25 protein-coding genes, 1 other RNA gene and 1 pseudogene are annotated in these 25,833 nt (G+C 66.4%); 10 read left to right on the top strand and 17 right to left on the bottom strand.

Annotation, left to right across the window (positions count from 1 at the left end; translation table 11 throughout):
* Window positions 1-18: 18 nt before the first annotated feature.
* From greA to grpE, 9 genes are all read right to left on the bottom strand, one after another.
* The gene (greA, locus tag DER72_RS10895; RefSeq protein WP_110070017.1) at window positions 19-495 is read right to left on the bottom strand and encodes a transcription elongation factor GreA; all 477 of its coding nucleotides are present in this window, start codon (window positions 493-495) and stop codon (window positions 19-21) included.
* A complete protein-coding gene (carB, locus tag DER72_RS10890; RefSeq protein WP_110070016.1) occupies window positions 492-3,722 on the bottom strand; it encodes a carbamoyl-phosphate synthase large subunit in 3,231 nt (1,076 codons plus the stop codon). The genes greA and carB overlap by 4 nt, the downstream gene beginning before the upstream one ends.
* Before the next feature lie 59 nt (window positions 3,723-3,781).
* The gene (gene carA, locus DER72_RS10885; protein ID WP_110070015.1) at window positions 3,782-4,930 is read right to left on the bottom strand and encodes a glutamine-hydrolyzing carbamoyl-phosphate synthase small subunit; all 1,149 of its coding nucleotides are present in this window, start codon (window positions 4,928-4,930) and stop codon (window positions 3,782-3,784) included.
* Window positions 4,931-5,253: 323 nt separating this feature from the next.
* Window positions 5,254-6,060: a 4-hydroxy-tetrahydrodipicolinate reductase gene (dapB, locus tag DER72_RS10880; protein ID WP_110070014.1), complete on the bottom strand. Its 807-nt coding sequence runs from the start codon at window positions 6,058-6,060 to the stop codon at window positions 5,254-5,256.
* A 65-nt stretch (window positions 6,061-6,125) separates the two neighbouring features.
* Window positions 6,126-7,034, bottom strand: a complete 909-nt coding sequence (locus DER72_RS10875; protein ID WP_258306276.1) for a DMT family transporter — start codon at window positions 7,032-7,034, stop codon at window positions 6,126-6,128.
* Entirely contained in the window at window positions 7,031-7,309 is a 279-nt protein-coding gene (locus tag DER72_RS10870; RefSeq protein WP_110070012.1) for a DUF2218 domain-containing protein, read from the bottom strand. The genes DER72_RS10875 and DER72_RS10870 overlap by 4 nt, the downstream gene beginning before the upstream one ends.
* 183 nt (window positions 7,310-7,492) lie before the next feature.
* Window positions 7,493-8,632: a molecular chaperone DnaJ gene (gene dnaJ / locus DER72_RS10865; protein WP_110070011.1), complete on the bottom strand. Its 1,140-nt coding sequence runs from the start codon at window positions 8,630-8,632 to the stop codon at window positions 7,493-7,495.
* Between the two features lie 91 nt (window positions 8,633-8,723).
* Window positions 8,724-10,655, bottom strand: a complete 1,932-nt coding sequence (gene dnaK / locus DER72_RS10860) for a molecular chaperone DnaK (protein WP_110070010.1) — start codon at window positions 10,653-10,655, stop codon at window positions 8,724-8,726.
* A gap of 121 nt (window positions 10,656-10,776) precedes the next feature.
* Window positions 10,777-11,400, bottom strand: coding sequence for a nucleotide exchange factor GrpE (gene grpE / locus DER72_RS10855; RefSeq protein WP_110070009.1), 624 nt, complete (start codon window positions 11,398-11,400; stop codon window positions 10,777-10,779).
* 233 nt (window positions 11,401-11,633) lie between these two features.
* Between grpE and recN the strand changes: the two genes are divergently transcribed.
* Entirely contained in the window at window positions 11,634-13,307 is a 1,674-nt protein-coding gene (gene recN, locus DER72_RS10850) for a DNA repair protein RecN (RefSeq protein WP_110070008.1), read from the top strand.
* A gap of 96 nt (window positions 13,308-13,403) precedes the next feature.
* Here the strand turns inward: recN and fur are convergent, their stop codons facing one another.
* Window positions 13,404-13,850 carry a ferric iron uptake transcriptional regulator gene (fur, locus tag DER72_RS10845; protein ID WP_110070007.1) on the bottom strand — a complete coding sequence of 149 codons (447 nt, stop codon included), beginning with the start codon at window positions 13,848-13,850 and terminating at the stop codon, window positions 13,404-13,406.
* Window positions 13,851-13,922: 72 nt separating this feature from the next.
* On the opposite strand from fur, the gene DER72_RS10840 reads away from it, so the two are divergent.
* The gene (locus DER72_RS10840; protein WP_181395655.1) at window positions 13,923-14,384 is read left to right on the top strand and encodes an outer membrane protein assembly factor BamE; all 462 of its coding nucleotides are present in this window, start codon (window positions 13,923-13,925) and stop codon (window positions 14,382-14,384) included.
* A 52-nt stretch (window positions 14,385-14,436) separates the two neighbouring features.
* Here the strand turns inward: DER72_RS10840 and DER72_RS10835 are convergent, their stop codons facing one another.
* On the bottom strand, window positions 14,437-14,733 hold the full coding sequence (locus tag DER72_RS10835) for an RnfH family protein (RefSeq protein WP_110070005.1): 297 nt from the start codon (window positions 14,731-14,733) through the stop codon (window positions 14,437-14,439).
* Window positions 14,734-14,736: 3 nt separating this feature from the next.
* Entirely contained in the window at window positions 14,737-15,171 is a 435-nt protein-coding gene (locus DER72_RS10830; RefSeq protein WP_110070004.1) for a type II toxin-antitoxin system RatA family toxin, read from the bottom strand.
* Window positions 15,172-15,299: 128 nt separating this feature from the next.
* Here DER72_RS10830 and smpB point away from each other — a divergent pair, with 128 nt between their 5' ends.
* The 6 genes from smpB to DER72_RS10805 all read left to right on the top strand — a co-directional run bounded on the left by smpB (window position 15,300) and on the right by DER72_RS10805 (window position 19,457).
* The gene (gene smpB, locus DER72_RS10825) at window positions 15,300-15,791 is read left to right on the top strand and encodes an SsrA-binding protein SmpB (protein ID WP_110070003.1); all 492 of its coding nucleotides are present in this window, start codon (window positions 15,300-15,302) and stop codon (window positions 15,789-15,791) included.
* A 41-nt stretch (window positions 15,792-15,832) separates the two neighbouring features.
* Window positions 15,833-16,213: a transfer-messenger RNA gene (gene ssrA / locus DER72_RS10820) on the top strand.
* Window positions 16,214-16,493: 280 nt separating this feature from the next.
* Window positions 16,494-17,717, top strand: coding sequence for an integrase arm-type DNA-binding domain-containing protein (locus tag DER72_RS10815; RefSeq protein ID WP_110070002.1), 1,224 nt, complete (start codon window positions 16,494-16,496; stop codon window positions 17,715-17,717).
* A 114-nt stretch (window positions 17,718-17,831) separates the two neighbouring features.
* The gene (locus DER72_RS16035; RefSeq protein WP_146209051.1) at window positions 17,832-18,494 is read left to right on the top strand and encodes a hypothetical protein; all 663 of its coding nucleotides are present in this window, start codon (window positions 17,832-17,834) and stop codon (window positions 18,492-18,494) included.
* A 105-nt stretch (window positions 18,495-18,599) separates the two neighbouring features.
* Window positions 18,600-18,830, top strand: coding sequence for an AlpA family transcriptional regulator (locus DER72_RS10810; protein WP_110070001.1), 231 nt, complete (start codon window positions 18,600-18,602; stop codon window positions 18,828-18,830).
* A 105-nt stretch (window positions 18,831-18,935) separates the two neighbouring features.
* Window positions 18,936-19,457, top strand: a complete 522-nt coding sequence (locus tag DER72_RS10805) for a hypothetical protein (RefSeq protein WP_258306275.1) — start codon at window positions 18,936-18,938, stop codon at window positions 19,455-19,457.
* A 280-nt stretch (window positions 19,458-19,737) separates the two neighbouring features.
* Here DER72_RS10805 and DER72_RS10800 read toward each other — a convergent pair whose 3' ends face one another.
* Window positions 19,738-21,093 carry an IS1182 family transposase gene (locus DER72_RS10800; protein ID WP_110070000.1) on the bottom strand — a complete coding sequence of 452 codons (1,356 nt, stop codon included), beginning with the start codon at window positions 21,091-21,093 and terminating at the stop codon, window positions 19,738-19,740.
* 45 nt (window positions 21,094-21,138) lie between these two features.
* A complete protein-coding gene (locus DER72_RS10795; protein ID WP_243726499.1) occupies window positions 21,139-22,512 on the bottom strand; it encodes a type I restriction endonuclease in 1,374 nt (457 codons plus the stop codon).
* 86 nt (window positions 22,513-22,598) lie between these two features.
* Between DER72_RS10795 and DER72_RS16180 the strand changes: the two genes are divergently transcribed.
* Window positions 22,599-22,763, top strand: coding sequence for a hypothetical protein (locus DER72_RS16180; protein WP_166637560.1), 165 nt, complete (start codon window positions 22,599-22,601; stop codon window positions 22,761-22,763).
* Here DER72_RS16180 and DER72_RS10790 read toward each other — a convergent pair.
* The 3 genes and pseudogenes from DER72_RS10790 to DER72_RS10780 form a co-directional block, all read right to left on the bottom strand.
* The gene (locus DER72_RS10790; protein WP_208107413.1) at window positions 22,741-23,292 is read right to left on the bottom strand and encodes a Fic family protein; all 552 of its coding nucleotides are present in this window, start codon (window positions 23,290-23,292) and stop codon (window positions 22,741-22,743) included. The genes DER72_RS16180 and DER72_RS10790 overlap by 23 nt on opposite strands.
* 108 nt (window positions 23,293-23,400) lie before the next feature.
* Window positions 23,401-23,784, bottom strand: coding sequence for an alpha/beta-hydrolase N-terminal domain-containing protein (locus tag DER72_RS10785; protein WP_208107414.1), 384 nt, complete (start codon window positions 23,782-23,784; stop codon window positions 23,401-23,403).
* Window positions 23,785-24,026: 242 nt separating this feature from the next.
* Window positions 24,027-24,590, bottom strand: a pseudogene (locus DER72_RS10780) (transposase); the annotation flags it as partial.
* A gap of 112 nt (window positions 24,591-24,702) precedes the next feature.
* Here DER72_RS10780 and DER72_RS10775 point away from each other — a divergent pair.
* Window positions 24,703-25,833 (top strand): transposase (locus tag DER72_RS10775; RefSeq protein ID WP_375153272.1); only part of this gene is annotated, 1,131 nt, incomplete at its 3' end.

Genomic DNA, 25,833 nt, shown 5'->3' with positions numbered 1-25,833 from the left:
GCGCTCAAGGCCTGGCGCTTACAGGTGCTCGACGCTGCCGATCTCGTACTCGACGGTGCCGCCGGGGGTCTTGACCACCACCACGTCGCCCTCCTCCTTGCCGATCAGGGCACGGGCGATGGGCGAGGTGACCGAGATCAGCCCCTGCTTGATGTCGGCTTCGTCCTCGCCGACGATCCGGTAGGTGACCTCCTCATCGGTATCGAGGTTGACCAACCCCACGGTCACCCCGAAGATCACCTTGCCTGTCTGGGGCAGCTTGGTGACGTCGATCACCTGGGCGCTGCCGAGCTTGCCCTCGATCTCCTGGATGCGCCCCTCGATGAAGCCCTGCTGCTCGCGAGCGGCATGGTACTCGGCGTTCTCCTTGAGATCGCCGTGCTCGCGGGCCTCGGCGATGGCGGCGATCACCCTCGGACGCGCCTCGCTCTTGAGCTGCTCGAGCTCCTTGCGCAGACGCGCCTCTCCGGCAACGGTCATCGGGACCTTGTTCATAGTGCAGCTCCTGCATGCAGTTCCTGAAGCCGCCGCACTGTGATCTCGTTGCCGTACTCCAGCGCCATGCAAACGGCGTTGGCCCCTGCCAGCGTCGTGGCATAGGGAACCTTGCGGGCAAGCGCGGTGCGGCGGATCACCGAGGAGTCCTGGATCGCCTGGCGACCCTCGGTGGTGTTGACGATATAGGCGATGTCGTCGTTCTTGAGCAGATCGACGATATGCGGACGGCCTTCGAAGACCTTGTTCACGACCTCCACCTCGATACCGGCGGCCTTTAGGGCAGCGGCGGTACCGCGGGTCGCGCACAACGTGAAGCCCAATGTTACCAGAGAACGGGCCACCTCAATAACGCCCGCTTTGTCAGGCTCGCGCACCGAGAGGAACGCCTTGCGGTCACCGTCGACGGGCGGAATCGCCTCGCCGGCACCCAGCTGGGCCTTGTAGAAGGCCTCCGCGAAGGTGTCGCCGGAGCCCATCACCTCGCCGGTGGACTTCATCTCCGGCGACAGGATCGGGTCGACGCCCGGGAACTTGTTGAACGGGAAGACCGCCTCCTTGACGCTGAAGAAGTGCGGCACGATCTCGCGGGTGAAGCCCTGTTCCTCGAGGGTCTTGCCGGCCATGCAGCGCGCGGCGATCTGGGCCAGGGAGGTGCCGATGCACTTGGAGACGAAGGGCACGGTGCGCGAGGCGCGCGGGTTGACCTCGATGACGTAGATCTCGCCGTCCTGCCAGGCCAGCTGCACGTTCATCAGACCCTTGACACCCAGCTCCACGGCCATCTGCTTGACCTGGTCGCGCATGGCGTCCTGGACGTCCACCGGCAGCGAATAGGGCGGCAACGAGCAGGCGGAGTCGCCGGAGTGCACGCCGGCCTGCTCGATGTGCTGCATGATGCCGCCGATCACCACCTGCTTGCCGTCGCTGACCGCATCGATGTCGATCTCGATGGCAGCGTTCAGGAAGTGGTCGAGCAGCACCGGGGAGTCGTTGGAGACCTTGACCGCGTGGGTCATGTAGTTCTCGAGCTCCGAGGCATCGTAGACGATCTCCATGGCGCGGCCGCCCAGCACGTAGCTCGGGCGCACCACCAGCGGGTAGCCGATGGCCTCGGCCTTGGCGAAGGCCTCCTCGAAGCTGCGCGCGGTGGCGTTGGGCGGCTGCTTGAGGCCCAGCTTGTCGATCATCTGCTGGAAGCGCTCGCGGTCCTCGGCACGGTCGATGGCGTCCGGGGTGGTGCCAATGATCGGCACGCCGGCGGCCTCGAGCTCGCGGGCCAGCTTCAGCGGGGTCTGGCCGCCGAACTGCACGATCACGCCGACCGGCTGCTCCTTGTCGGCGATCTCCAGCACGTCCTCCAGGGTCACCGGCTCGAAGTAGAGGCGATCGGAGGTGTCGTAGTCGGTGGAGACGGTCTCCGGGTTGCAGTTGACCATGATGGTTTCAAAGCCGTCGTCGCGCATGGCGAAGGCGGCATGGACGCAGCAGTAGTCGAACTCGATGCCCTGGCCGATGCGGTTCGGGCCACCGCCCAGCACCATGATCTTCTGGCGACCTGTGACCTCCGCCTCGCACTCCTCCTCGTAGGTGGAGTACATGTAGGCGGTGTCGGAGGCGAACTCGGCGGCGCAGGTATCGACCCGCTTGTAGACCGGGCGGATGCCGGCCTTCTGGCGGGTGCGGCGGAACTCCTTCTCGGAGACGCCGAGCAGGCTCGCCAGGCGGGCGTCACTGAAGCCCTTGCGCTTGAGGCGGAAGAGCTCCCGGGCGTCGAGCTCGGAGAGCGAGCGCCTGGCCACCTCGGCCTCGGTGGCGACCAGGTCCTCGAGCTGGATCAGGAACCAGGGGTCGATCTTGGTCAGCGCGAAGATCTCGTCGCGGCTCATGCCGGCGCGCATGGCGTCGGCCACGTAGAAGATGCGCTCGGCGCCGGCGGCCTGCAGCTCGCCCTTGATATGCGCCAGGGCATCCTCGGTGAACTCAGTGACGATGGGGTCGAGGCCGTCGTTGCCGGTCTCCAGGCCGCGCAGCGCCTTCTGCAGCGACTCCTGGAAGGTGCGCCCGATGGCCATCACCTCGCCCACCGACTTCATCTGGGTGGTCAGGCGGTCGTTGGCCTGGGGGAATTTCTCGAAGGTGAAGCGCGGGATCTTGGTGACCACGTAGTCGATGGCCGGCTCGAAGGAGGCCGGGGTGCGCCCGCCGGTGATGTCGTTCGAAAGCTCGTCCAGGGTGTAGCCCACCGCCAGCTTGGCGGCGATCTTGGCGATGGGGAAGCCGGTCGCCTTGGAGGCCAGGGCGGACGAACGCGACACCCGCGGGTTCATCTCGATCACCACCATGCGCCCGGTCTTCGGGTCCACGCCGAACTGGACGTTGGAGCCGCCGGTCTCGACGCCGATCTCGCGCAGCACCGCAAGCGATGCGTCGCGCATGATCTGGTATTCCTTATCGGTCAGCGTCTGGGCCGGCGCCACGGTGATGGAGTCGCCGGTGTGCACGCCCATGGGGTCGAAGTTCTCGATGGAGCAGACGATGATGCAGTTGTCGTTGCGATCGCGCACGACCTCCATCTCGTACTCCTTCCACCCCAGCAGCGACTCGTCGATCAGCAGCTCATGGTTGTTGGAGAGCTCGAAGCCGCGCTGGCAGATCTCCTCGAACTCCTCCTTGTTGTAGGCCACGCCGCCACCGGAGCCGCCCATGGTGAAGGAGGGGCGGATGATCACCGGGAAGCCGAGCTCGCCCTGGATCTCCCAGGCCTCCTCCATGGTGTGGGCCACCTTGGCCTTAGGGCACTCCAGGCCGATGCGCTTCATGGCCTGGTCGAAGAGGTCGCGGTCCTCGGCCTTGTTGATGGCGTCGGCGTTGGCGCCGATCATCTCCACGCCGTACTTGGCCAGCACGCCGTGCTTGTCCAGGTCGAGGGCGCAGTTGAGCGCGGTCTGGCCGCCCATGGTGGGCAGGATGGCGTCGGGGCGCTCGGCCTCGATGATCTTCTCCACCGCCTGCCAGGTGATCGGTTCGATGTAGGTGGCATCGGCCATGGCCGGGTCGGTCATGATGGTGGCCGGGTTGGAGTTGACCAGGATGACCCGGTAGCCCTCCTCGCGCAGCGCCTTGCAGGCCTGGGCGCCGGAGTAGTCGAATTCGCACGCCTGGCCGATGACGATGGGGCCGGCGCCAATGATCAGGATGCTCTGGATGTCGGTACGCTTGGGCATGGTGCTTCCCGCAGAAAAAGGTGACGAGGGGCGACGTGTCTCGGGCTGTGTCCCAGGGCTCAGGCCTGGCGAGCCTTCATCATCTCGACGAAACGGTCGAACAGCGGCGCGACGTCCCGGGGGCCGGGGCTCGCTTCCGGGTGGCCTTGGAAGCTGAAGGCCGGGCGGTCGGTCCGCTCGATCCCCTGCAGGGTGCCGTCGAACAGCGAGCGATGGGTGGCGCGCACGTTGGCCGGCAGGCTCGCCTCGTCGGCGGCGAAACCGTGGTTCTGGCTGGTGATCATCACCTTGCCGGTGTCGAGGTCCTGCACCGGGTGGTTGGCGCCGTGGTGGCCGTGGCTCATCTTGACGGTTTTCGCGCCAGAGGCCAGGGCCAGCAGCTGGTGGCCCAGGCAGATGCCGAACAGCGGGAGCTCGCTCTTGAGGATCTCGCGGATCGCGGTGATGGCGTAGTCGCAGGGCTCGGGGTCGCCGGGGCCGTTGGAGAGGAAGATACCGTCCGGGTTCAGGGCCAGCACCTCGGCGGCCGGGGTCTGGGCCGGCACCACCGTGAGACGGCAGCCGCGGGAGGCCAGCATGCGCAGGATGTTGCGCTTCACGCCGAAGTCGTAGGCCACCACGTGGAAGGGGCGCTCGGCCTGGGTGGTGTCGGCATAGCCCTCGCCCAGGGTCCACTCACCCTCGCTCCACTCGTAGGGCGCCTGGCAGGAGACCACCTTGGCCAGGTCCATGCCCTTGAGGCCCGGGAAGGCGCGGGCCGCGGCCAGGGCACGCTCCACGGCGTCCTCGCCCTCGGCCTCGGCGCCGGCCAGGATGGCGCCATTCTGGGCGCCCTTGTCGCGCAGGATGCGGGTCAGCCGGCGAGTATCGATCTCGGCGATGCCCAGCACGTTCTGGCTCTTGAGGTAGTCGGAAAGGGTCTGCTCGCAGCGGAAGTTGCTGGCCAGCAGCGGCAGGTCGCGGATCACCAGGCCTGCCGCGGCGATGCCGCCGGACTCGACGTCCTCAGCGTTGACGCCGGTGTTGCCGATATGGGGGTAAGTCAGGGTGACGATCTGACGGGTGTAGGAGGGGTCGGTCAGGATCTCCTGGTAGCCGGTCATCGCCGTATTGAACACCACCTCACCGCTGGTCTGTCCATCGGCACCAATCGCCGTGCCATGAAACACACTGCCGTCTTCCAGGGCCAGTATCGCGGGTCTGTTCAATGCAACGTCCTCCCATGCTTATACGAATAGCTTCACAGACAGCTATATAGAGACAACTTGTCCAGAAATCCGGGTTACCGATGGCCTGCCCACGAATGACCGCCCCGCAAGATGGGCGGCCACTCCGCAAAAAAGCGGGACGAAACCCGATAGATACCGGTTTCATCCCGCTTGTTGTCGTTCGCTCGGAACTGATTCGCTCAGAACTAGGGGCCGAAGCAACAAGCGCTGATGCAGGGGCTCTCGCCCGGGCGCCCGGCCAAAATTTTCGGGATTTTACAGGATCGACCGCCCTTGGGCCACCCCTTTGGTCGAACACCTCCTCAGTCGAGCCCGAGCACGTCCTGCATAGCGTAGCGGCCATTGCCCTGGCCGGCCACCCAGCGCGCGGCGCGCACCGCCCCCTTGGCGAAGGTCATGCGGCTCGAGGCCTTGTGGGTGATCTCGATGCGCTCGCCCTCGGTGGCGAACATCACGGTGTGCTCACCGACGATGTCGCCGGCGCGCACCGTGGCGAAGCCGATCTCCTTGTCGGTGCGCGGCCCGCACTGCCCCACCCGCTCGAAGACGCCGTGCTCCTTGAGGGTGCGGCCCAGGCTCTCGGCCACCACCTCGCCCATCTTCAGCGCGGTGCCGGAGGGGGCGTCGACCTTGTGGCGGTGGTGGGCCTCGATCACCTCGATGTCGTAGCCCTCGTCGCCCAGCGCCTTCGCCGCCGTCTCGAGCAGCTTGAGGGTGAGGTTCACCCCGACGCTCATGTTGGGGGCGAAGACGAAGGGCAGCCGCTCGCGGTAGGCGTCGAGTTCGTCCAGCTCCTGGTCGGAGAGGCCGGTGGTGCCGATCACCATGCGCTTGCCGTGCGCCGCGCAGAAGGCCAGGTTGGCAAGCGTCACCCGGGGGGCGGTGAAGTCGATCAGCACGTCGAAGTCATCGACGATGGCCTCCAGGGAATCCACGGCGGCCACACCCAGCCTGCCGACCCCGGCCAGCTCGCCGATGTCGGCGCCGGCGAGCGAGCTGCCCGGCTCGACGATGCCGCCGGCCAGGGTGGCGCCGTCGGCCTGCAGCACGGCGTTGACCAGGGTGCGGCCCATGCGGCCGGCGACACCGACGATGGCGATACGGGTCATGAGGACTCCTGTGAAAGCGGTAGTGGTTCGGGAATGAGCGGCAGTATACCAGAGGCGAGACCCCGTCAGCCGCCCGCCCTGCCGTCACCGCGCTTCAGCAGCCCCATGGCCAGCAGCACAGCCAGGCTGCCCGGCAGCCAGACCCAGCCGATGCGATCCGGCGACTGCACGAACAGCAGCAGCATGGAGACGAAGGGCACCAGATAGCCGTAGGCGGTAACCGCCCCCGGCGTCAGCGCCGCGGTGGCCCGCTGCATCAGCCAGAAGGTGAGCGCGCTGGAGCAGAGCCCCAGATAGACCAGCAGGGCGAGATCCAGGGCCGTCATGGCCGCCAGCCTTCCTGCCGGCTCCACGGCGAGCCCGGCCAGGCCGATCAGCACGCCGCCGGCCCCCAGGCTCCAGAAGGTGCGCACCGATGCCGTCCCCGGCAGCCACCCCCGCGCCAGGCCCCACTTGCTGAGCACCGGATAGAGCGCGGTGGAGCAGCAGCCCAGAAAGAACACCGCCTCGCCGATGCCGAAACGCAGCCGACCACCCTGGTGCCAGGCCTCTGCCAGCGCCAAGCCGAGCGCACCCAGGGCGCCCAGCGCCAGGATCCCCGGCAGCCGCCAGCCGGGGCGCTCAACCCCCAGCCCCCGCCCCATCAGAAAGGCCAGCAGCGGCACCGTGACATACAGCGTGGCCATGGAGAGCGCCGTGGCGCGGTGGGCGGCCCAGAACATGGCGCCGAAGAAGCCGGCCAGACAGAGGCCCATTAGCGCATAGAGCGGCAGCAGCCTCGGCGCCGGCATAAAGTCCTGCGCACGCCTGGCCAGCCACCAGAGCCCGGCACAGGCGATGGCAAAGCGCAGTGCGGTGAGCGAGAGCGGCGGCAGCTCGCTCATCAGCCCCACGGCGGGAAACGAGAGCCCCACCAGCACCGCCCAGAGCAGCATGCCCAGGTGGGCGGCAGCGGGGCCGATGACGGGGCTCACGCCTCCCAGACGATATCCAGCTCGACGCCCTTGAGGGCATCCAGGGCATTGTCCACATATCCCTCCAGCTGGTCGTGGGCCTCGTCCTCGACCGCCTCCACGATCACCACCAGCTTGTCCGGCTCCGCCACCAGGTAGCAGCTGCCGGTAGCGAAGGTCACCTCGACCCCCGCATCGCGCTTTGCCACCGCGTGCTCCCCGGACCAGCGCTGGCAGAGCTGGTCGATCAGGACCTCGGCGTCCTCGGCGGGAATCTCGGCACGTGAAATCGGCATGGCGGCCACCTCCTGAAAGAATGTCGGGCTACCAGACTATGCCGACCGCACCGCCGGCGCCAAGCGGCCATTTTCAACCGAGGATGCCGCCACGGCAGGCCATGGGACCCCGGCCGGAAACGCGATGGGCCCCGGCATCTGGTGATGCCGGGGCCCGTCTGTCGCTGCGAGGGGTGATGCCGCCTACGGTTTCATGTCCTCGAAGAACTTCTTCACGCCGTCGAAGAAGCTCTTCTTCTTCGGCGAGTGGCTGTTGGACTCGCCGAGGCTCTCCTGGAAGCGGCGCAGCAGCTCCTTCTGCTCCTCGGAGAGGTTGACCGGGGTCTCGACCACCACCTTGCAGATCAGGTCGCCCGGGGCGCCGCCGCGCACCGGCTTGACGCCCTTGCCGCGCAGGCGGAAGAGCTTGCCGGTCTGGGTCTCGGGCGGGATCTTCAGCTTGACCCGGCCGTCCAGGGTCGGCACCTCCAGCTCGCCACCCAGCGCGGCGTCGACGAAGTTGATCGGCACCTCGCAGTGCAGGTTGCGGCCGTCACGCTGGAAGATATGGTGCGGCTTGATGTGCACCTGAACGTAGAGATCCCCGGGCGGGCCGCCATTCATGCCGGCCTCGCCCTCGCCGCTGAGGCGAATGCGGTCGCCGGTATCGACCCCCGCAGGAATCTTGACCGACAGGGTACGGGTCTCGCGCACGCGACCCTCGCCGTTGCACTTGTGGCAGGGCACCTTGATGTGCTGGCCGGAGCCGTGGCAGGTCGGGCAGGTCTGCTGCACGGCGAAGAAGCCCTGCTGCATACGCACCTGGCCGTGACCGGCACAGGTGGGGCAGGTCTCCTTGCTGGAGCCCGGTTCGGCGCCCGAGCCGTCGCAGCGCTCGCACTCCACGTGACGCGGCACGCGGATGTCCACATTGGTGCCGGCCACGGCGTCCTCGAGGTCAAGCTCGAGGTTGTAGCGCAGGTCGCTGCCGCGCTGCGGCGCATGGGGGCTGCGCCGGCCGCCGCCGCCACCGAAGATGTCGCCGAACACGTCGCCGAAGATATCGCTGAAGCCCCCGGCACCCGCGCCGCCGAAGCCACCGCCACCGCCTGCCTGGCCGTCGACCCCGGCATGGCCGAACTGGTCATAGGCCGCGCGCTTCTCGCTGTCGGAGAGCACCTCGTAGGCCTCGGAGACCTCGCGGAACTTCTCCGCCGCGCTGTCATCGCCCGGGTTGCGGTCGGGGTGGTACTTCTGGGCCAGGCGTCGGTAGGCCTTCTTGATTTCCTTGGTGTCGGCACCGCGCTCTACGCCCAGCACCTCGTAATAGTCACGTTTGGACATGGATCGGTCCGCCTCCGTCACGGTACCGCGGAAACACCAACGCGGGAGTCAGGCCCCCGCGCTGGCATCATCCGTGGTTCAGATGCGTGGTTTACTGCTTCTTCTGGTCGTCGTTGACTTCTTCGTACTCGGCGTCGACCACGTCATCTTCCTGCTTGGCGCCGGCCTCCTGGCCTTCGCCACCGCCCTGCTGGGCCGCTTCGGCCTGGGCGGCATACATCTTCTGGGCCAGATTGCCGGAAACCTCGGTCAGCTTGTCGAGCTTGGCCTGGATGTCGTCCTTGTCGTCACCCTTGACCGCCTCCTCGAGCTCCTTGGCAGCGCTCTCGACGGCTTCCTTCTCCTCGTCGCTGGCGTGCTCGCCGGCTTCCTGCACGGTCTTGCGCGCGGCGTGGACCATGCCGTCGGCCTGGTTGCGCAGCTGCACCAGCTCCTCGAACTTCTTGTCCTCGTTGGCGTGGGCCTCGGCGTCGCGGATCATCTGCTCGATCTCGTCCTCGGAGAGGCCGCTGGAGGCCTTGATGACGATGGACTGCTCCTTGCCGGTGGCCTTGTCCTTGGCGGACACGTTCAGGATGCCGTTGGCGTCCAGGTCGAAGGCGACCTCGATCTGCGGCACGCCGCGGGGCGCCGGCGGGATGTCGGCCAGGTCGAAACGGCCCAGCGACTTGTTGGCGCTCGCCTGCTTGCGCTCGCCCTGCAGCACGTGGATGGTCACGGCGGTCTGATTGTCATCCGCGGTCGAGAAGGTCTGGGTCTTCTTGGTCGGGATGGTGGTGTTCTTCTCGATCAGCGGGGTCATCACACCGCCCAGGGTCTCGATGCCGAGCGTCAGCGGGGTGACGTCGAGCAGCAGCACGTCCTTGACGTCACCGCCCAGCACGCCACCCTGGATGGCAGCGCCCACGGCCACCGCCTCGTCCGGGTTGACGTCCTTGCGCGCTTCCTTGCCGAAGAACTCGGCGACCTTCTGCTGCACCAGGGGCATGCGGGTCTGACCGCCGACCAGGATGACATCGTCGATCTCGGAGGCGGAGAGGCCAGCATCCTTCAGGGCGATCTTGCACGGCTCGAGGGAGCGCTGCACCAGATCCTCCACCAGCGACTCCAGCTTGGCCCGGGTCACCTTGACGTTGAGGTGCTTGGGACCGGTCTGGTCGGCGGTGATGTAGGGCAGGTTGACGTCGGTCTGCTGGGCGCTGGAGAGCTCGATCTTGGCCTTCTCGGCGGCTTCCTTGAGGCGCTGCATGGCCAGGTTGTCGCCGGAGAGGTCGATGCCGCTGTCGGCCTTGAACTGATCGACCAGGTAGTTGATCAGTTGCATGTCGAAGTCTTCGCCACCCAGGAAGGTGTCGCCGTTGGTGGCCAGCACCTCGAACTGGGTCTCGCCGTCGACGTCCGCCACCTCGATGATGGAGATGTCGAAGGTGCCGCCGCCCAGGTCATAGACCGCGATGGTCTTGTCGCCGCGGGACTTGTCCATGCCGTAGGCCAGAGCCGCCGCGGTGGGCTCGTTGATGATGCGCTTGACCTCGAGGCCGGCGATGCGGCCGGCATCCTTGGTGGCCTGGCGCTGGCTGTCGTTGAAGTAGGCCGGCACGGTGATCACCGCCTCGGTGACCGGCTCGCCCAGGTAGTCCTCGGCGGTCTTCTTCATCTTCTTCAGCACTTCGGCGCTGACCTGGGGCGGGGCCAGCTTCTTGCCCTTCACCTCGACCCAGGCGTCGCCGTTGTCGGCCTCGACGATGGTGTAGGGCACCATCTTGATGTCCTTCTGGACGACGTCGTCCTTGAAGCGACGACCGATCAGGCGCTTGATGGCGTAGAGGGTGTTCTGCGGGTTGGTGACCGCCTGGCGCTTGGCCGCCTGGCCCACCAGGACCTCACCGTCCTCGGTGTAGGCGATGATGGAGGGCGTGGTGCGCGCGCCCTCGGCGTTCTCGATGACCTTGGCGCTGTCGCCGTCGAGCACGGCGACACAGGAGTTGGTGGTACCCAGGTCAATTCCGATGATGCGTCCCATAGGAAATCCTCGAAAGTCGTGTGGTGTATTCGGAGTCGTTGCGGCCTGCGCCGCGGGGTTGCCGTCTATCTGGGGGCCGCGTGGCGCATTTCAAGCCCCGCGGCCGGGATTTGTTGGTACGTCAGCCGGCGGCCTGGCTGACCACCACCATGGCCGGGCGCACCAGGCGGCCGTTGAGCAGGTAGCCCTTCTGGACCACCTCCATCACGCTGTTGGGCTCGAGATCCGGGTTGGGCACCATGGCCATGGCCTCGTGGTACTGCGGGTCGAAGGGCTCGCCGGCGGGCTCCACCACCTCGACCCCGAACTTGGCCAGCACGTCGCGCTGCATCTTCAGTGTCATGGCAACGCCCTCGCGATGGGCCTCGGTGGCCTCGTCCGCCATGGCCTCCAGCGCCTTCTCCAGGCTGTCGACCACCGGCAGCAGCTCCTTGACGAACTTCTCCAGGGCGAACTTGCGCGCCTTCTCGGCCTCCTGCTCGGCGCGGCGGCGCACGTTCTGGGCCTCGGCGGCGGCACGCAGCGCCTGGTCCTTGGCCTCAGCGAGGCTCTGCTCGAGCTCCTCGACCTTGGCCGCCAGCACCTCGGCCTCGGGGTTGTCGCTCGCCTCGGCGGCGACCTCGGTCTCCTCGGCCGCCTCGATGGCCTCCTCCAGCTCGCCTTCGATGGGCTGGGGCTGGGGCTCGGCCTCCTGCTCACGACGGGCAAGTTCCTCGTCCAACGGGGTCTGGGGATCTCTGGCCATGGGTCTCTCCTGACAGGAATGCGGCGGCGCCTGGCCGCCGATGCAACATGAATGAGGGGGTTGAACGGTTCTGCGAGCTATATGGGGACGCCAGGGCGGATCTCAAGGCGAGACAGCGGGAGAGGCCGATCCGTGCATTGTGGGGCATCGTGGACTACTGTATAAACGCACACATATTGGATGTATGACCAGTAGTCCTGAGACCAGGGCGCGCAGACTTCCCGGGAGGCCTCATGCTGACAGAGCTTGCCATTCGCGACTTCGCCATCGTCGACCACCTGGAGCTGGAGCTCGCCGGCGGCATGACCGCCATCACCGGCGAGACCGGCGCCGGCAAGTCGATCCTGCTCGGCGCCCTGGGGCTCTGCCTGGGCGAGCGCGCCGATGCCGGCAGTGTGCGCCACGGCGCCGAGCGCGCCGACCTCAGCGCACGCTTCGATATCGCCGCCCTGCCCGAGGCCCGCGCCTGGCTCGCGGCCCGGGAGCTGCCCGAAGACGACTGCCTGCTGCGACGGGTGGTGAGCGCCAATGGCCGCTCCAAGGCGTGGATCAACGGCCAGCCCGCCACCGTCGCCGACCTCAAGGCGCTGGGCGAGCGGCTGATCGAGGTACACGGCCAGCACGCCCACCAGGCGCTGCTGCACGAGGAGACCCACCTGCGCCTGCTCGACGACTTCGCCGGCCACCGCGAGGCGGTGGCCGAGATGGCCGAGACCTTCCGCACCTGGCAGGCCGCCAGGCGCCGGCTCCGGCGGCTGGCCGAGGACGGCGACGAGCTGGCGGCCCGCCGCCAGTTGCTGCGCTACCAGGTGGAGGAACTCGACGCCCTGGCCCTGGCCGAGGGCGAGCTCAAGGCCCTGGAGGAGGAGCAGGAGGAGCTGGCCCACGCTGAGGAGCGCCTGCGCGAGGCGCAGTTTGCCGCCGCGTGCTGCGACAGCGACGAGGGCGGCGCCATGAGCCTGCTGACCCAGGCGATCAACCACCTCTCGGCGCTGCCGGGCAGCGACCGCGGCCGCCTGGCCGAGGCGCTCGCCATGCTGGGCGACGCCCGCATCCAGGTCGAGGAGGCCACCCGAGAGCTCCACCGCTTCGCCGAGGGCACCGAACTCGACCCGGAGCGCCTGGCCTGGGTCGAGCAGCGCCTCGGCGAGGTGCACCGCCTGGCCCGCAAGCACCATGTGATGCCCGAGGAGCTCACCGCGCTGCACCAGCAGCTGCAGGAGGAGCTGGCACGTCTGGAGGGCGGCGAGGAAGACCTCGAGACCCTGGAGGCCGAGGTGGACGCCCTGCGCGAGCAGTGGCGGGGGCAGGCCCGGCAGGTGGGCGAGGCGCGCCGCCAGGCCGCCACCCGCTTCAGCACGGCGGTCCAGGAGCAGCTCGCCTTCCTGGCCATGGGCAAGGCGCGCTTCGAGGCCGAGGTGCTGGAGCGCGATACTCCCGCCGCCGAGGGCCTGGAGGGGGTGCGCTTCCTGATCAGCGCCAACCCCGGCCAGCCGGCCCGGCCGCTGGCCAAGGTGGCCTCCGGGGGTGAGCTATCGCGCATCAGCCTGGCGATCCAGGTGGTCGCTGCCCGCCACTCCACCATTCCCAGCCTGGTGTTCGACGAGGTGGACGTGGGGGTCTCCGGCGCCACCGCCGAGATCGTCGGCCAGCTGCTGCGCCGCCTGGGCGAGCAGGGCCAGGTGATGACCGTGACCCACCTGCCCCAGGTGGCGGCCCAGGCCCACCGGCACTTGCACATCGAGAAGCGCGCGGAGCAGGAGACCACCCTCACCCGCATGGCGCTGCTCGACGAGGCCGGCCGGGTGGGCGAGCTGGCGCGCATGCTGGGCGGGGTCAACCTCTCCGAACGCACCCTGGCCCACGCCCGCGAGATGCTCGACGCCAGCCAGCGCCCACCCCACTGACTCCACCCGCCGACGCCCCCCAAACGCGCGCGGCCCCGATCGAGGATCGGGGCCGCGCTGAGCCGTGGCGCCGGTCGCGGGACCGGCTGCGGGGAGCTACTTCCTCTGATTCGCGTCCTGGCGGGTCGCGCTGGAGCCCTTGGGGCGTACATAGAGCACCAGGGCGTGATCGACAAGATCGAAGCCGTGCTCCGCGGCAATCTCCTGCTGGCGCCGCTCGATGATCTCGTCGAAGAACTCGATGATCTCGCCGTTCTCCAGGCAGACCATGTGATCATGGTGCTCGTCCTGGGAGATCTCGAAGACGGCGTGGCCGCCATCGAAGTTGTGGCGCACCACGAGGCCCGCGGACTCGAACTGGGTCAGCACGCGGTAGACGGTGGCCAGGCCGACGTCCTCGCCGGCTTCCAGCAGGGTCTTGTAGACGTCCTCGGCGCTCATGTGGTGCTCGCCCTGGGCATTCTCGAGGATCTGCAGGATCTTGACGCGGGGCAGGGTCACCTTCAGACCGGCCTTGCGCAGTTCATGGTTCTGGTCGGCCATGGTTGCTCTTCGCAGTATCGGGTAGGGTCGGGTATGATCGACCGAAACCACGATAGTGAAGAACAGGCGCAAATGCAAAAGTTGACAAGAATCGTCACCCTTTCTGCCGCCCTGCTGCTGGCCAGCGGTTGCAGCTACTTCGGGGTCTACAAGCGGGACATCCTTCAGGGCAACCTGGTCACCGCCGACATGGTGGAACAGCTGCGTCCCGGCATGACCCGCGACGACGTGGTCTACGTCATGGGCCGCCCGCTGCTGGAGGCGCCCTTCGACGCCAACCAGTGGGACTATGTGTTCTATCTCGACAAGGCCTACGGCGGTGTGGAACGGCGCCGCGTGACCCTGACCTTCGACGGCAACCGCCTGGTGGATATCCGGCGCGAGGGTAACCTGGAGCGCGACATCGACCTGCGCGCCAGCGAGGGCGCCGGCCCCCAGGTAGAAGGCGCCGAGCCGCTGGAGACCACCCCGGAGCCGCAGTCAGAAGGCGGCGCGACCGTGCCCATGGGCGGCGAGCCGGCCAGAGACTTCTGACCCCGCAGGCGACGCCCCTGGGCACTCCGCCGTGGCCCTTCCCGGCGGTGCGTCAGCGTTTTTTGGCGGCCCGGGCCAGCCGAGCCTGCTTGGGATCGATGGTTAGCGGGCGGTAGAGCTCCACGCGATCGCCGGCCCGCAGGCGATGGGTCGCCGGCTCGCGCAGCCGCCTGCCGAAGATGCCGAGGTCTGGCTGCTCGAAGGCCTCCGCGGGCAGCTCGGGGAAGCGCCCGGGCAGGTCGGCCAGCACCACCGCCTCGCTGGCGGTGGTGCCCAGGGGCACGCTCAGCGCCACCACGGCCTGATGCCCGGGCAGGGCGAAGGCCACCTCCACCGCGATCTCGGCCATGGCTCAGCGCCCGTAGAGCTGATCGGCGCGGCGGGTGAAGGCCTCCACCAGCTGCCCCGCCACCTGCTGGAAGAGCTTGCCGAAGGCCATGCCCAGCAGGCGGTTGGCGAACTCGAACTCCATCTCCAGGCACACCTTGCAGGCGTTCTCGCCCATGGGGATGAACATCCAGCGCCCGCGCAGGCGCTTGAAGGGGCCGCTGACCAGCGACATCTCGATGCGCTCCGGTTCGATCAGGTCGTTGCGCGTGGCGATGCTCTGCTCGATGCCCGCGCGACCCAGGGTCATCTCGCCGATCAGGTGGGAGTCATCCCGCTCGATCAGGCGGGCGCGACGACAGCCGGGCAGGAACTCCGGATAGCGCTCGAAATCGTTGACCAGGTCGAACATCTGCTGGGGGGTGTGTCGCACCATGGCGGTTCGGTTGACCGTTGGCATTGAGCTCTCCGCTGACTTCACAGTGCCCAGGGCGTATCATGAGCCGTTACTTCAGGCCTTGAATGGTATCACGCTTCCCCCCATATCGAAGGGAAAGCCGCCACGGGCACGGACAGACACGAGGTTTCATGGCCAACAAGAAAGGCAAGAGCAATGGGCCCGGCAGCAACGTCATCGCCCAGAACAAGAAGGCGCGCTTCGAGTACCACATCGACGAGGTGTTCGAGGCGGGCCTGGTGCTGGCCGGCTGGGAGGTGAAGAGCCTGCGCGCCGGCAAGGCACAGCTCACCGACACCTACATCCTGGTCAAGAACGGCGAGGCCTGGCTGCTGGGCTGCCATATTATGCCGCTCAACACCGCCAGCACCCACGAGGTCGCCGACCCCGTCCGCACCCGCAAGCTGCTGCTGCACCGGAAGGAGATCGCCAGGATCTTCTCGCGGACCCAGGACAAGGGGCACACCTGCGTGCCGCTCAAGCTCTACTGGAAGGGCAACCGGGTGAAGTGCGAGCTGGCCCTGGTGACGGGCAAGAAGCTCCACGACAAGCGGGCCACCGAGAAGGACCGCGACTGGCAGCGCCAGAAAGGTCGCATCATGCGGGAACAAAACAAGGCGTAGGCTGTCACAGTGACGCACATCCTGATAGGATGCGTGATCAAGGGGGCGACATGGTTTCGACGCCGGTGACAACCCCTGCGGTGCATGCCGAGAGCGTGATGTATCTCGTAAATCCAACATCACGACTAAATAGTCGCAAACGACGACAACTACGCTCAGGGCGCGCTGGCAGCGTAAAAACTGCTAGCTTCTAGCCCGGCCCCGAAGTGATGTGCCCATTCATCACGGAGGGGATACGAGCCAAGACTGATGGGATCGCGATCGGTAGCGTCCTCATGCCGGTCGTTAAATCTACGAGGAATCGCGTCGCTGGATCCTGACCGTCGGAGCCAGAGGCGTTAAAGCAAAAGACGGAATCTAAGCATGTAGAGCCAATGGGCGCGTGCTGGCGGACGCGGGTTCAATTCCCGCCGCCTCCACCACACAAAGGTTTCAGGAGCTTCCAGAACACTTCAGAAACCGCATGAACAGGGGCCTTCGGGCCCCTTTCTTGTTTCAGGACATCTCATAACATTCCTTGACATGCCACCTAAGATGGGGGCATATCTGGGGGCACAGCGTCGAAGCCAACCACCTGATGCCCCCAAATCGGCCAGAACCCGCACCAGCCGGGCCTGGCTGGCAGATTGCCTGCCCCAGACATGGGGGCATCCAGCACTGCTGAAAGGGGGCATGAGGCTGTCACCATCGTGAGGTGCCCCCATGAGCCGCCAGACCAACAAGCTATCTGCCACCGCCGTGAAGATGGCCAAGCCCAGAGAGAAAACGTTCAAGATGACCGATGGGGGCGGCCTCTACCTGGAGGTCTCCCCTACCGGCAGCAAGTACTGGCGCCTGAAGTACCGCCACGCCGGCAAGGAGAAGCGGCTGGCCGTCGGCGTCTACCCCGATGTCACCCTGATGGCAGCCCGTGATGCGCGGGACGCTGCCAAGCGCCAGCTTACCCAGGGCATCGACCCCAGCACCGCCAAGCGCATCGCTCGCCAGCAGGGCGAACAATCCGCCTCCAACACTTTCATGGCCGTGGCCGTCGAGTGGCTTGAGAAGGTTCACCAGCACGAGGTGGTGCCGGCCCACTACCAGCGCAACAAGCGCCGTCTGGAGCGAGACGCCTTTCCCATCATCGGCAAGCGTCCCATCGCCGAGATTACCCCACCTGAGCTGCTGGGCTGCCTGCGCCGTATCGAGGAGCGCGGCCACGTCGAGACTGCCCACCGAGTCAAGACGCTCTGCGGCCAAGTCTTCCGCTATGGGATCTCTACCGGGCGAGTCGAACGTGACCCGACACCCGATCTACGGGGCGCCCTGCGGCCCAGCAAGACCAAGCACTACCCTGCCCTGACCGACCCCAAGGAGGTTGCCGAGCTCCTGCGCGCGATCGATGGCTATGGCGGCCAGCCCACCACCATCGCGGCTCTGAAGCTAGCGCCCCTGGTCTTTACCCGCCCCGGCGAGCTGCGCCAGGCCCGCTGGGCCGACATCGATCTGGAGGCCGCCACCTGGACCTTTGAGGCTAGCAAGACCGGCCAGCCCCTGATTGTCCCCATGCCCCACCAGGCAGTAACCATTCTAAGCGACCTGCACGGGTTGACCGGGCGCACCGAGTTTGTCTTCCCCGGCATTCGCAGCAGCAAGCGCCCGATGAGCAATGCCACGATCAAGGCCGCGCTCGACCGCATGGGCTTCAAGGGCGAGATGACAGCACATGGCTTCAGGGCCATGGCCCGCACGATCCTGGCCGAGCGGCTGAACTACCCCGAGCACTACATCGAGCAGCAGCTGGCCCACGCGGTGAAGGATAGCAACGGCCGCGCCTATAACCGGACCACCCACCTGGAGCAGCGCCGCGAGATGCTGCAGAGCTGGGCCGACTATCTGGATGCGCTTCGTGAAGGTGCCGATAACGTGGTGCCGATCCGTGCCTAAGAGGCGCGACAGAGGCCGCCTCCTTCAGCCGGCTAGGTCTGATAACCCGAGAGCATGGCCATCTTCACCATGCCCGCCAACCCTCTCTCCCTGGAGTATGCGAGGAGCCGCATAATGGCCAATGACGAAATATCGGTAGTAGACATCCTGGCGAAAGAAGGGATCGGCTTATTCGCGTTTGAACTCGAGACGCTGCATCCAGATTTGGAGACCACCAGCCTGGCCAAACTGCTTGCAACGGTGATTCAAGAAAGCGGCCGTCTACCGGATTGGTGGCACCAGAGTTCCGGGCAGGTCTCGGTCGCTCGGGAGTGCAATCGACTTGCCCATGAGATGATAAAAGATCTGGCCACAGAAAAATGTCAAGACCATCATCATCTATTAATTATCGGTTATCTATATGGTCGCCTGACGTTGCCCAGCAGGGAGGTGATTCACAAGCTAATTCAGGCTGAGGAGAAAGTAAAAAAGAATGAAAAGCGTGAAGAACTGCGCAAGGCTGGTTTAAAAGAAGTCGAGTCTGACCGGGAAGAAGGTCGCCTATGGATGCGGGAGAGAGCTGCCGAGATCTGGAAAGAGGACCACGCCGAAGAACTAACACTCAGCAAAATGGCCGCAAAGGTGCACGCCTTGGTTAAAGAAGAAAGTGCCGCCAGGGAAGCCAGTCGTGACGAGTCCTCTAGGCGTTGGCCCCAGTCGCTAGAGAAGATCAAGGACGCCATTCGGCCGGCCGCTCCAGAGTATGCCTCGAAGAGGGGTAGGCCACGCAAAAAATAAGACACCTGTACAGAAAACCCCTTTTCCTGTGCATGCGCCCGTTTTCCGCCGGGCGCCGCTCTCCTAGCCTTGGTCATATCTCAATAAACCAAGAGGTTCCGAGACATGGCCAGACCGTCCAAGACGTACCGCCCCACCCTCATCCGGCGCTCCGAGGTGCTCCAGCGCTGCGGGTTCTCAAATACCACGTTACACCGCCTTCTCACCAAAGGTGAATTCCCCCCACCAGTACAGGTTCTAGGGCGTTCAGTCGCATGGATTGAGGCCGAGGTCGATGCCTGGATCATGGAGCGGATCGAGGCCAGCCGCTCCCACGGGGGTACTGGCCATGTATGAAATCGCTCATGCCCTGGCGGCCGCCTGTCGCTGGCTAACCGGATCTATCCGACCGAAATGCCAGCCCAAAAACCACCACCGCCGTGAGGCGACGGAGGAATGATCATGTACAACAAAACGACTGCGTCCTGCCACATGAAAGAGGCACTTGGGGGGCACCTGCACCCTCCCCCCCAGCATAAAAATAAACTTGGTGCCGATGTTCACAACCTGCTGGCGAAGTTGGACAAGGTGAAGATCAATGGCCCCGGGCGATGGCTCGCGTGCTGCCCTGCACATGACGACCGATCGCCCAGCCTAGCCATTCGAGAGACCGAGGACGGCACCATTCTCCTCAAGTGCTTTACCGGCTGCTCAACCGACGAAGTGCTGGCCGCCGTGGGCATAGACATGCACGAGTTGTTCCCCAGGCGCGATAACGATGCCTTCCGCGCCGCCAAGCGCCAGGGAGAACGATGGGTGCCACGCGACGTGCTGGCCGCCATGGCCCGAGAGGCGCTGGTGGTGATGCTCGCCGCCGAGGCGGTGGCAGCCGGCAAAGTACTGGCGCGTGAGGATCTGGCGCGGCTGGCTCAAGCGGCTGGTCGCCTGCGTGGTGCTGCCAAGGAGGTCGGTTGCGATGTCTGAAGCCGCATATGACCGTGCTGTTTCTGAGCTTGACCGCTGGGCAGACCAGCACCAGCCAGAGCAGCCTGGAGAGCTTGCTCCTCGAGTGTCGGCTGTAGGGCTGAGGGAGTTCCTAGCAGTCTGTCGGATTAGAGGGCATGAAGCGTAGAAGCAACGTCCCCTCTCTGGTTTCTTCGCAGGGTAGTCGGTCATGTGGCGGGAGAGTCGCTGTTGGCCCTCCCTGCCTCGCCTTGCACCGCTCCTGACCCCGGTGACGCGCTACCCGGTGAGGGATCTCCCCTCATCCGGCAGCCAGGCGGTGCATCCGCTTGATGTTCCAGGCCAGGGTGGCCAAGCACCATTCACCACTGACGTTGTCGAGACCACGCAGCGAGAACTGCCGGAACCCCATCACGTGCTTGATGATGCCGAAGACCGGTTCCACCGTATGCTTGCGCAGCGCATACAGGGCGCGTCCCGCCCGGGTCTTCAGGCGGTGCGCCATCTGCTCGACGGGATCCTCACTCGCCGGGGCGGGCGGATCCGCCGCGAAGCGCTCGAACACGGGGAGATGATGGACATCGCGCTTCATGGCCAGCAGCGGTTCGATGCCATGGGCATGGCAGGCATCGACATTGGCCGCACTGAAGTAGCCCGTGTCGGCCAGCAGGCAACTGGGGCGCCCCAGCGCCTCGGGGTAGCCCTGCCAGGTCGTCAGTAAGGGCATGACCTGCTGCTTGTCGTTGGTCGCCTGGGTGACATGCACGTGGGTGACCAGCAGGGTGTCGGTATCGACGGCCGCCTGGGCGTTGTAGCACTGATCGAAGGCCTTGCCGGTGACCGGCATGATGCGTGATTGCGGGTCGGTGAGGTTGACCTGATCCTTGTCGCGGGGGCCGCCCGTCGGTGGCTCGGGATCCCGCCCACGAGGCGTCTTTCCGGCCTTCCGCTGCGCCTCACGGCGCGCCACCTTTTCCTGGTAGGCGGCTTGTTCGACGGCGTCTCGCTCCTCGGCCCGCGCTTCGATCTTGGCCTTGGCCTCGGCGATCGCCGCCAGACGCTGTTCGCGACGGGCAATCTCCGCCGGGATATCCATGCCATCGGCGGCGTCATCCCGATCCGCGGACTCGGCCCGCTGGGTCAGCGCTTTTACCTCGGCCTTGAACTGCGTCTCCAGCTTCTTGGCATGGCCATACGACAGCGCCTTGTGCTTGCTGGCGTTGGCCTTGAGCTTGGTGCCATCCAGCGCGATGGTGCCGAGCTTGAGCAGCTTCATCTCGCGGGCCAGCAATAGCACCTGGACGAACAGTTGCTCCAGTTCGGGCAGGAAGCGCCGCCGGAAGGTGGCCAGGGTGTCGTGGTCGGGATGGGTGTTGGCGGCCAGGTAGCGGAACGCCACCGAGTCATAGGTGGCCCGCTCGATCTTGCGGCTGGAATACACCCCGGTGGCATAGCCGTAGACCAGCAGGCTCAGCAACACCGCAGGGTGATGGGCCTTGTGCCCCCGACCGGCGTACCGACGCGTCAGCGCGGAGAGGTCCAGTTGCTCGACGACGTCCACGACGAAGCGCGCCAGGTGGTCATCGGGCAGCCACTCGTCCACGGAAGGCGGCAGAAGATAGTCGGTCTGGCGGTCAACGGGGATGAAGCGGCTCATGGCGACGTTCCGGTGGTGGCAGCTGGAAGCGAGTATCTCACGACGTTATCGAAAACCCGACAGACTGCTAGGCGTGCCGTTGGCATAGGGAGTTGGCTCGGCGGCATCACGGCGGCCGGTGTCGAGCCCGGCACCGGCGCCAGCCTCCTCGTCGCCCTGACCCTCCTCCCCCTCGGCGTCCGGATCGCGGTACTTCTGGATCGTGCCGAACACCAGGCCGGGGCCGTCGCGGCCCAGCAGCTTCTTGAGCTGGGCAGTGTTGCCGGCCTTCTCGACGCTCTCGCCGGTGAGTTCGGCGGTGGCGGAGAGCTGGGCCTGCAGGTCCTTGCGGTCGGTGATGACCACCACCTTGAAACGACGCAGCGTTGGGTCGGTGCGCAGCTTGCGCACCAGGAAGACCATGGAGAGGCTCTTGCCGCTGCCCTGGGTGTGCCAGACGATGCCGCCACGCCGGTCGGCCTCACCATCCTGGCGGCGGGTCTTGCCGCTCTTCAGGCGCTCCATGGCCCGGGTGACGCCGCGGAACTGCTGGTAGCGGCACACCAGCTTGATGGTCTGGCCGCCGACGTTCATGAACAGGGTGTAGTGGCGCACGATGTCGAGCAGGTTGGCCCGGGTAAGCATGCCGGCGATCAGGCGCTGCTGGGCAGAGAGGTCCGCCACGCCGAGATCGATGGCCACCTCCGCCTCGCGCATCGGCGCCACCGTCTTCCAGCTCAGGTAGTGGGCGAAGCGGGCGCCGATGGTCCCGACTCGGGCCTCGTCGAAGTTGCTGGCCACCAGAAACTGGCTGGTGGCGAACAGCGCAGGTGCCCCTTCGTGCTCGCCGACCTCGCCCTCCAGGAAGCGCTGGTCGTGGTAGCGGCGCAGCTGGTCCACCGCCTGGCTGAGCCCCTCCGGCACGCTGCGGCTCTTGCACTCCACCACCACCAGCGGGATGCCATTGACGAACAACACCAGGTCCGGGATCACGTGGACCTTGGCGCCATCGTGGCCGGGCGGGCACTTCACCTTGAACTGGTTGACCACCGTGAAGAAGTTGTTGGCGGGCTCGTCCCAGTCGATATAGCGCAGGGTCTGGCCGCGGCCGCCGTCCCAGCCCTCCAGCCCCTCCACTGGCAGGCCGCCCAGCAGTAACTCAGTGGCCTGCTGGTTGGCCTCCAGGACCCTGCTGGCCGGCAGCCGGGTGATGGCGGCGACGGCCTGATCCAGGCGCGCCTCATCGAGCCAGGGCTCGCCGTCGCGCAGGTTGATCCGGCGCAGCCGCTCGCGCAGCAGGGGCTCCATCACTACCTGGGCGAAGCTCTCGCGGTGGGTCACGGCGGGATCGTCCACCGAGCCGGCCAGGAACTCCCAGCCCTGACCGACCAACTGGTCGATAAAGGGCTTCTCGACATCCGTGTACTCGGGTCCTGCCATGCCGTAGCTCCAAGGTGCTGTAGGGTGTTTGATGCAGGGGGCGCGGTATGCGCGTAAAATGAGCATATCAGCAAGGAGAGACAGGCATGACCACATCCCGCCCCCCCAAGCAGCGCCGTACCGTGAGCCGTGACGCCCTCCTGAAGAGCGTTGCCTCCTCCACCGCCGTGGAGACCGGCGAGGCCAGCCGCGGCATCGAAGCCCGGCTTCGCTCCGGCAAGTCCCGCTTCAAGTCCCTGCCGCTTGCCTGACCCGCTCCATCATCGGCGCATAGTCACCGTCGAACCCAGCATGAATGGCCTGGATATAGGCCTCCTTGTTCACTCTCCAGTCATCGTAATTCAGTAGCCCCAGCCCCGCCTGATAGGCCATGGCATCGGCCAGTAGACGGGCGATGCGGCCGTTTCCCTCTCTGAAGGGATGCACCAGGATCAGCTCGACATGGACCTGGGCGATGGCGTCTATCGCCTCCTCGCGGCTCATGCCGCTGCAGGGCGTCAGCCGGTTCAGCCACTTCTGATCCAGCTCGCGCAGCAGAAAGGGCAGCTGTCTCGCGGCAGCGAAGGGGAAGCCATCCTTCTCCAGATTGACCTGGCGCTCTTCCCCCGCCCAGTCGTAGAGGCTGCCGAGCCAGCGGTGATGCCAGTGCTTGAGCAGCGCGGTATCAAGCGGCTGATCTTCCGCCAGCGAACCGAACACCTCCTCGTACAGCTTCAGCAGCAGCTCGGCTTCGGCCTCGTCCAGGCTCTCCTGGTCGGTGATGCCGAGCCTGTTGGCCATTACCCGGCCACCTGAGCCGGGCTCGGCGCTGCCCTGTGATCCTGTGGTGCGATACCGGTTCATCCAGTTGCTCCCCCGGCGCAAAGCCTCGTCAGTGGCCCATCGCCTTCAACCGCGGGCGCAGGGCGTTGACGAACTGGTTGAGCTGCTGCGCCAAAGCGCGAGCGCGGCGATGACCGCGCAGGCGACGACCGCGATACGGCGGCGACGCGGCTGTCCCGCCGGCCCGGGGAGCGGCAGCTCCAGGTATCCCCACAGCCAGCGCAGCAGCACGCCCAGGCCGTAGCCGGCGGCCAGGCACATGCCCGACAGCACCGCCTGCGCGACCGTGATCCGTGGCGTGAGGCTGGGCGTGAGCGAGGCGGCGAAGAACAACGTCCCCAGCACGAGCCCGGTATTGCCAAGGCGCGCCAGCAGCGAACGCCGGAGCCGGGTGAACCAGCCATCGGATGTAGTACCGGAAGCGAGTGCAGCGTCGTCGTCCTGTCGCATCAAGTATCCCCTGCGAGTGGTCCCCTTGGGCCAATATACCGGACACGGATAGGCGTTTTAACCGCATGAGGCCAAGTATCGCACCGCGGAAGCGCCATCAAGCCGGCTGAGACACTCGATTTTCCCGCCCAGGTGTCAGGTTCACCACCAGGGTTTGGCGTTCAGGAGAGTGATTTGTGGCGCTCGGCGTGTACCGGGCGCAGAGCCAGTTCGCGGCAAGTCAAAATCGCCGCTTTGTTCATTCACCAACTGATGCGCTGATCGACCTCAAAGTCCGGTGCCGGTTGCGCCGCTAGGTCCCAGTCTGCTGGCTCGGTTTGCGCCCCGTCATCCATCTGCGCATCACTACAGTCATCCCACAGCGGTGGCCCGCGCGCCGGGGAGATGCGGGGTGGCTCTGAATCTGCCCCGATGTGGTCCAGGATGTGCCGGATGTCAGCGCTGTGCGTAATGAACGCGATGATGCGCATATGCCCGCCACACAGCGGACACAAGAGGGGGAACACCTCGTAGATGCGGGCGATCAGCACCGCCCACAGGTAGTGCGCTGCACGCTTGGGCAGCACCGGCTCGCTCTGGGATGGCAGCGCGCTGCTCATCGGTACCACACCAGGCGCGCACTCCCCCGTGCTGATCGACGCGCCCAGCACGGGAGCGGCTTGCGCCGGTGTCGCCAGCGCCGTCACCGCAGCCCTGAGCGGCGAGTTGGGTGCCAACACGCCAAAATAGCGGTGCCGGTGGGTGCGTGGCGGGGGAACCAGCGCGGCAATGCGGTCGATCAGCTCCAGCGGTGTGAGGTGCAGCTCATAAAGGCCGATATGAACCGGCCGGGGCGGGCGCAAGCCTGAGCAGCCATTCCCTGCACCGGAGTGTTTCGTGCCGCGCCTCGCCGCGACCGTGTCGCAGCTGCAGGATGCCGTGGCGCACGCAACGTCGCCGGCAGCGCATCTGCCCACGGCTCGCTATGCGCCTCACCGTCCCGAGCGCACGCTGCTGTATTCGCTGGTGCAGGCGCACTACCCGGACTTCATCGCGCGTCTTGAGGCCGAAGACCGCCCGCTGCCCGAGTATGTGCGCGAGGAGTTCGAGACCTACCTGCGCTGCGGCGTGCTCGAGCACGGCTTCCTGCGCGTGGTCTGCGAGCACTGTCGTGCCGAGAGGCTGGTGGCGTATTCCTGCAAGAAGCGCGGGCTGTGCCCGAGCTGCGGCGCACGGCGCATGGCCGAGTCGGCGCGGCATCTGGTGGACGAGGTGTTCGGCCCGCGGCCGGTGCGGCAATGGGTGCTGAGTTTTCCGTACCCGCTGCGCTTCCTGTTCGCCAGCAAGCCTGAGGCGATCGGCCCGGTGCTGGGCATCGTGCATCGTGTGATCGCCGGTTGGCTTGCCGATCAGGCCGGCGTGCCACGGGATACGGCGCAATGCGGCGCGGTAACGCTGATCCAGCGCTTCGGCAGCGCGCTGAACCTGAATGTTCACTTCCACATGCTGTGGCTCGACGGCGTGTACGACGCGAACGTCGAGCCCCCGCGGCGCAAGCCGCGCCTGCGCCGCGCCCGTGCCCCCACCTCTGCGCAACTGACGCAGGTCGCCAACACCATCGCGCATCGCGTGTGCCGGCACCTGTCGCGCCGCGGCTGGCTCGAAGGCGAGGACGAATCCGTGTTCCTGTCCGACAGCGCGGGTAGCGACGACGGCATGGATGGGCTGCGGATGAGTTCGATGACCTACCGCATCGCCACCGGTCGCGACGCTGGCCGCAAGGTCGTCACGCTGCAAACATTGCCCGGTGACGCAGGCTCGCTGGAGGGCGATGCCGGCAAGGTCGGCGGCTTCTCGCTGCATGCCGGCGTGGCCGCGGAAGCACACGAAAGCCACAAGCTCGAAAAGCTGTGCCGCTACATCACGCGCCCGGCGATCAGCGAGCAGCGGCTGTCGATCTCACCGCAGGGTAGGGTGCGGTATCAGCTCAAGACGCCGTGGCGAAATGGGACCACGCATGTCGAATGGGATGCGGTGGACTTCATCGCCAAGCTGGCGGCACTGGTCCCG

Source organism: Halomonas sp. A11-A (assembly GCF_003182195.1).
Taxonomy (GTDB): Bacteria; Pseudomonadota; Gammaproteobacteria; order Pseudomonadales; family Halomonadaceae; genus Halomonas; species Halomonas alkalicola.
Note: the sequence above shows the minus strand (reverse complement) of the source record. Positions and strands in the feature narration are given on the sequence as shown.

What these genes read in the sequence shown, in the direction of transcription:
- greA (WP_110070017.1), bottom strand. Translation starts at nt 495, where the DNA reads ATGAACAAGGTCCCGATGACCGTTGCCGGAGAGGCGCGTCTGCGCAAG.
- carB (WP_110070016.1), bottom strand. Translation starts at nt 3,722, where the DNA reads ATGCCCAAGCGTACCGACATCCAGAGCATCCTGATCATTGGCGCCGGC.
- dapB (WP_110070014.1), bottom strand. Translation starts at nt 6,060, where the DNA reads ATGACCCGTATCGCCATCGTCGGTGTCGCCGGCCGCATGGGCCGCACC.
- DER72_RS10870 (WP_110070012.1), bottom strand. Translation starts at nt 7,309, where the DNA reads ATGCCGATTTCACGTGCCGAGATTCCCGCCGAGGACGCCGAGGTCCTG.
- dnaJ (WP_110070011.1), bottom strand. Translation starts at nt 8,632, where the DNA reads ATGTCCAAACGTGACTATTACGAGGTGCTGGGCGTAGAGCGCGGTGCC.
- dnaK (WP_110070010.1), bottom strand. Translation starts at nt 10,655, where the DNA reads ATGGGACGCATCATCGGAATTGACCTGGGTACCACCAACTCCTGTGTC.
- grpE (WP_110070009.1), bottom strand. Translation starts at nt 11,400, where the DNA reads ATGGCCAGAGATCCCCAGACCCCGTTGGACGAGGAACTTGCCCGTCGT.
- recN (WP_110070008.1), top strand. Translation starts at nt 11,634, where the DNA reads ATGCTGACAGAGCTTGCCATTCGCGACTTCGCCATCGTCGACCACCTG.
- fur (WP_110070007.1), bottom strand. Translation starts at nt 13,850, where the DNA reads ATGGCCGACCAGAACCATGAACTGCGCAAGGCCGGTCTGAAGGTGACC.
- DER72_RS10840 (WP_181395655.1), top strand. Translation starts at nt 13,923, where the DNA reads ATGCAAAAGTTGACAAGAATCGTCACCCTTTCTGCCGCCCTGCTGCTG.
- DER72_RS10835 (WP_110070005.1), bottom strand. Translation starts at nt 14,733, where the DNA reads ATGGCCGAGATCGCGGTGGAGGTGGCCTTCGCCCTGCCCGGGCATCAG.
- DER72_RS10830 (WP_110070004.1), bottom strand. Translation starts at nt 15,171, where the DNA reads ATGCCAACGGTCAACCGAACCGCCATGGTGCGACACACCCCCCAGCAG.
- smpB (WP_110070003.1), top strand. Translation starts at nt 15,300, where the DNA reads ATGGCCAACAAGAAAGGCAAGAGCAATGGGCCCGGCAGCAACGTCATC.
- DER72_RS10815 (WP_110070002.1), top strand. Translation starts at nt 16,494, where the DNA reads ATGAGCCGCCAGACCAACAAGCTATCTGCCACCGCCGTGAAGATGGCC.
- DER72_RS16035 (WP_146209051.1), top strand. Translation starts at nt 17,832, where the DNA reads ATGGCCAATGACGAAATATCGGTAGTAGACATCCTGGCGAAAGAAGGG.
- DER72_RS10810 (WP_110070001.1), top strand. Translation starts at nt 18,600, where the DNA reads ATGGCCAGACCGTCCAAGACGTACCGCCCCACCCTCATCCGGCGCTCC.
- DER72_RS10805 (WP_258306275.1), top strand. Translation starts at nt 18,936, where the DNA reads ATGTACAACAAAACGACTGCGTCCTGCCACATGAAAGAGGCACTTGGG.
- DER72_RS10800 (WP_110070000.1), bottom strand. Translation starts at nt 21,093, where the DNA reads ATGAGCCGCTTCATCCCCGTTGACCGCCAGACCGACTATCTTCTGCCG.
- DER72_RS10795 (WP_243726499.1), bottom strand. Translation starts at nt 22,512, where the DNA reads ATGGCAGGACCCGAGTACACGGATGTCGAGAAGCCCTTTATCGACCAG.
- DER72_RS16180 (WP_166637560.1), top strand. Translation starts at nt 22,599, where the DNA reads ATGACCACATCCCGCCCCCCCAAGCAGCGCCGTACCGTGAGCCGTGAC.
- DER72_RS10790 (WP_208107413.1), bottom strand. Translation starts at nt 23,292, where the DNA reads ATGGCCAACAGGCTCGGCATCACCGACCAGGAGAGCCTGGACGAGGCC.
- DER72_RS10785 (WP_208107414.1), bottom strand. Translation starts at nt 23,784, where the DNA reads ATGCGACAGGACGACGACGCTGCACTCGCTTCCGGTACTACATCCGAT.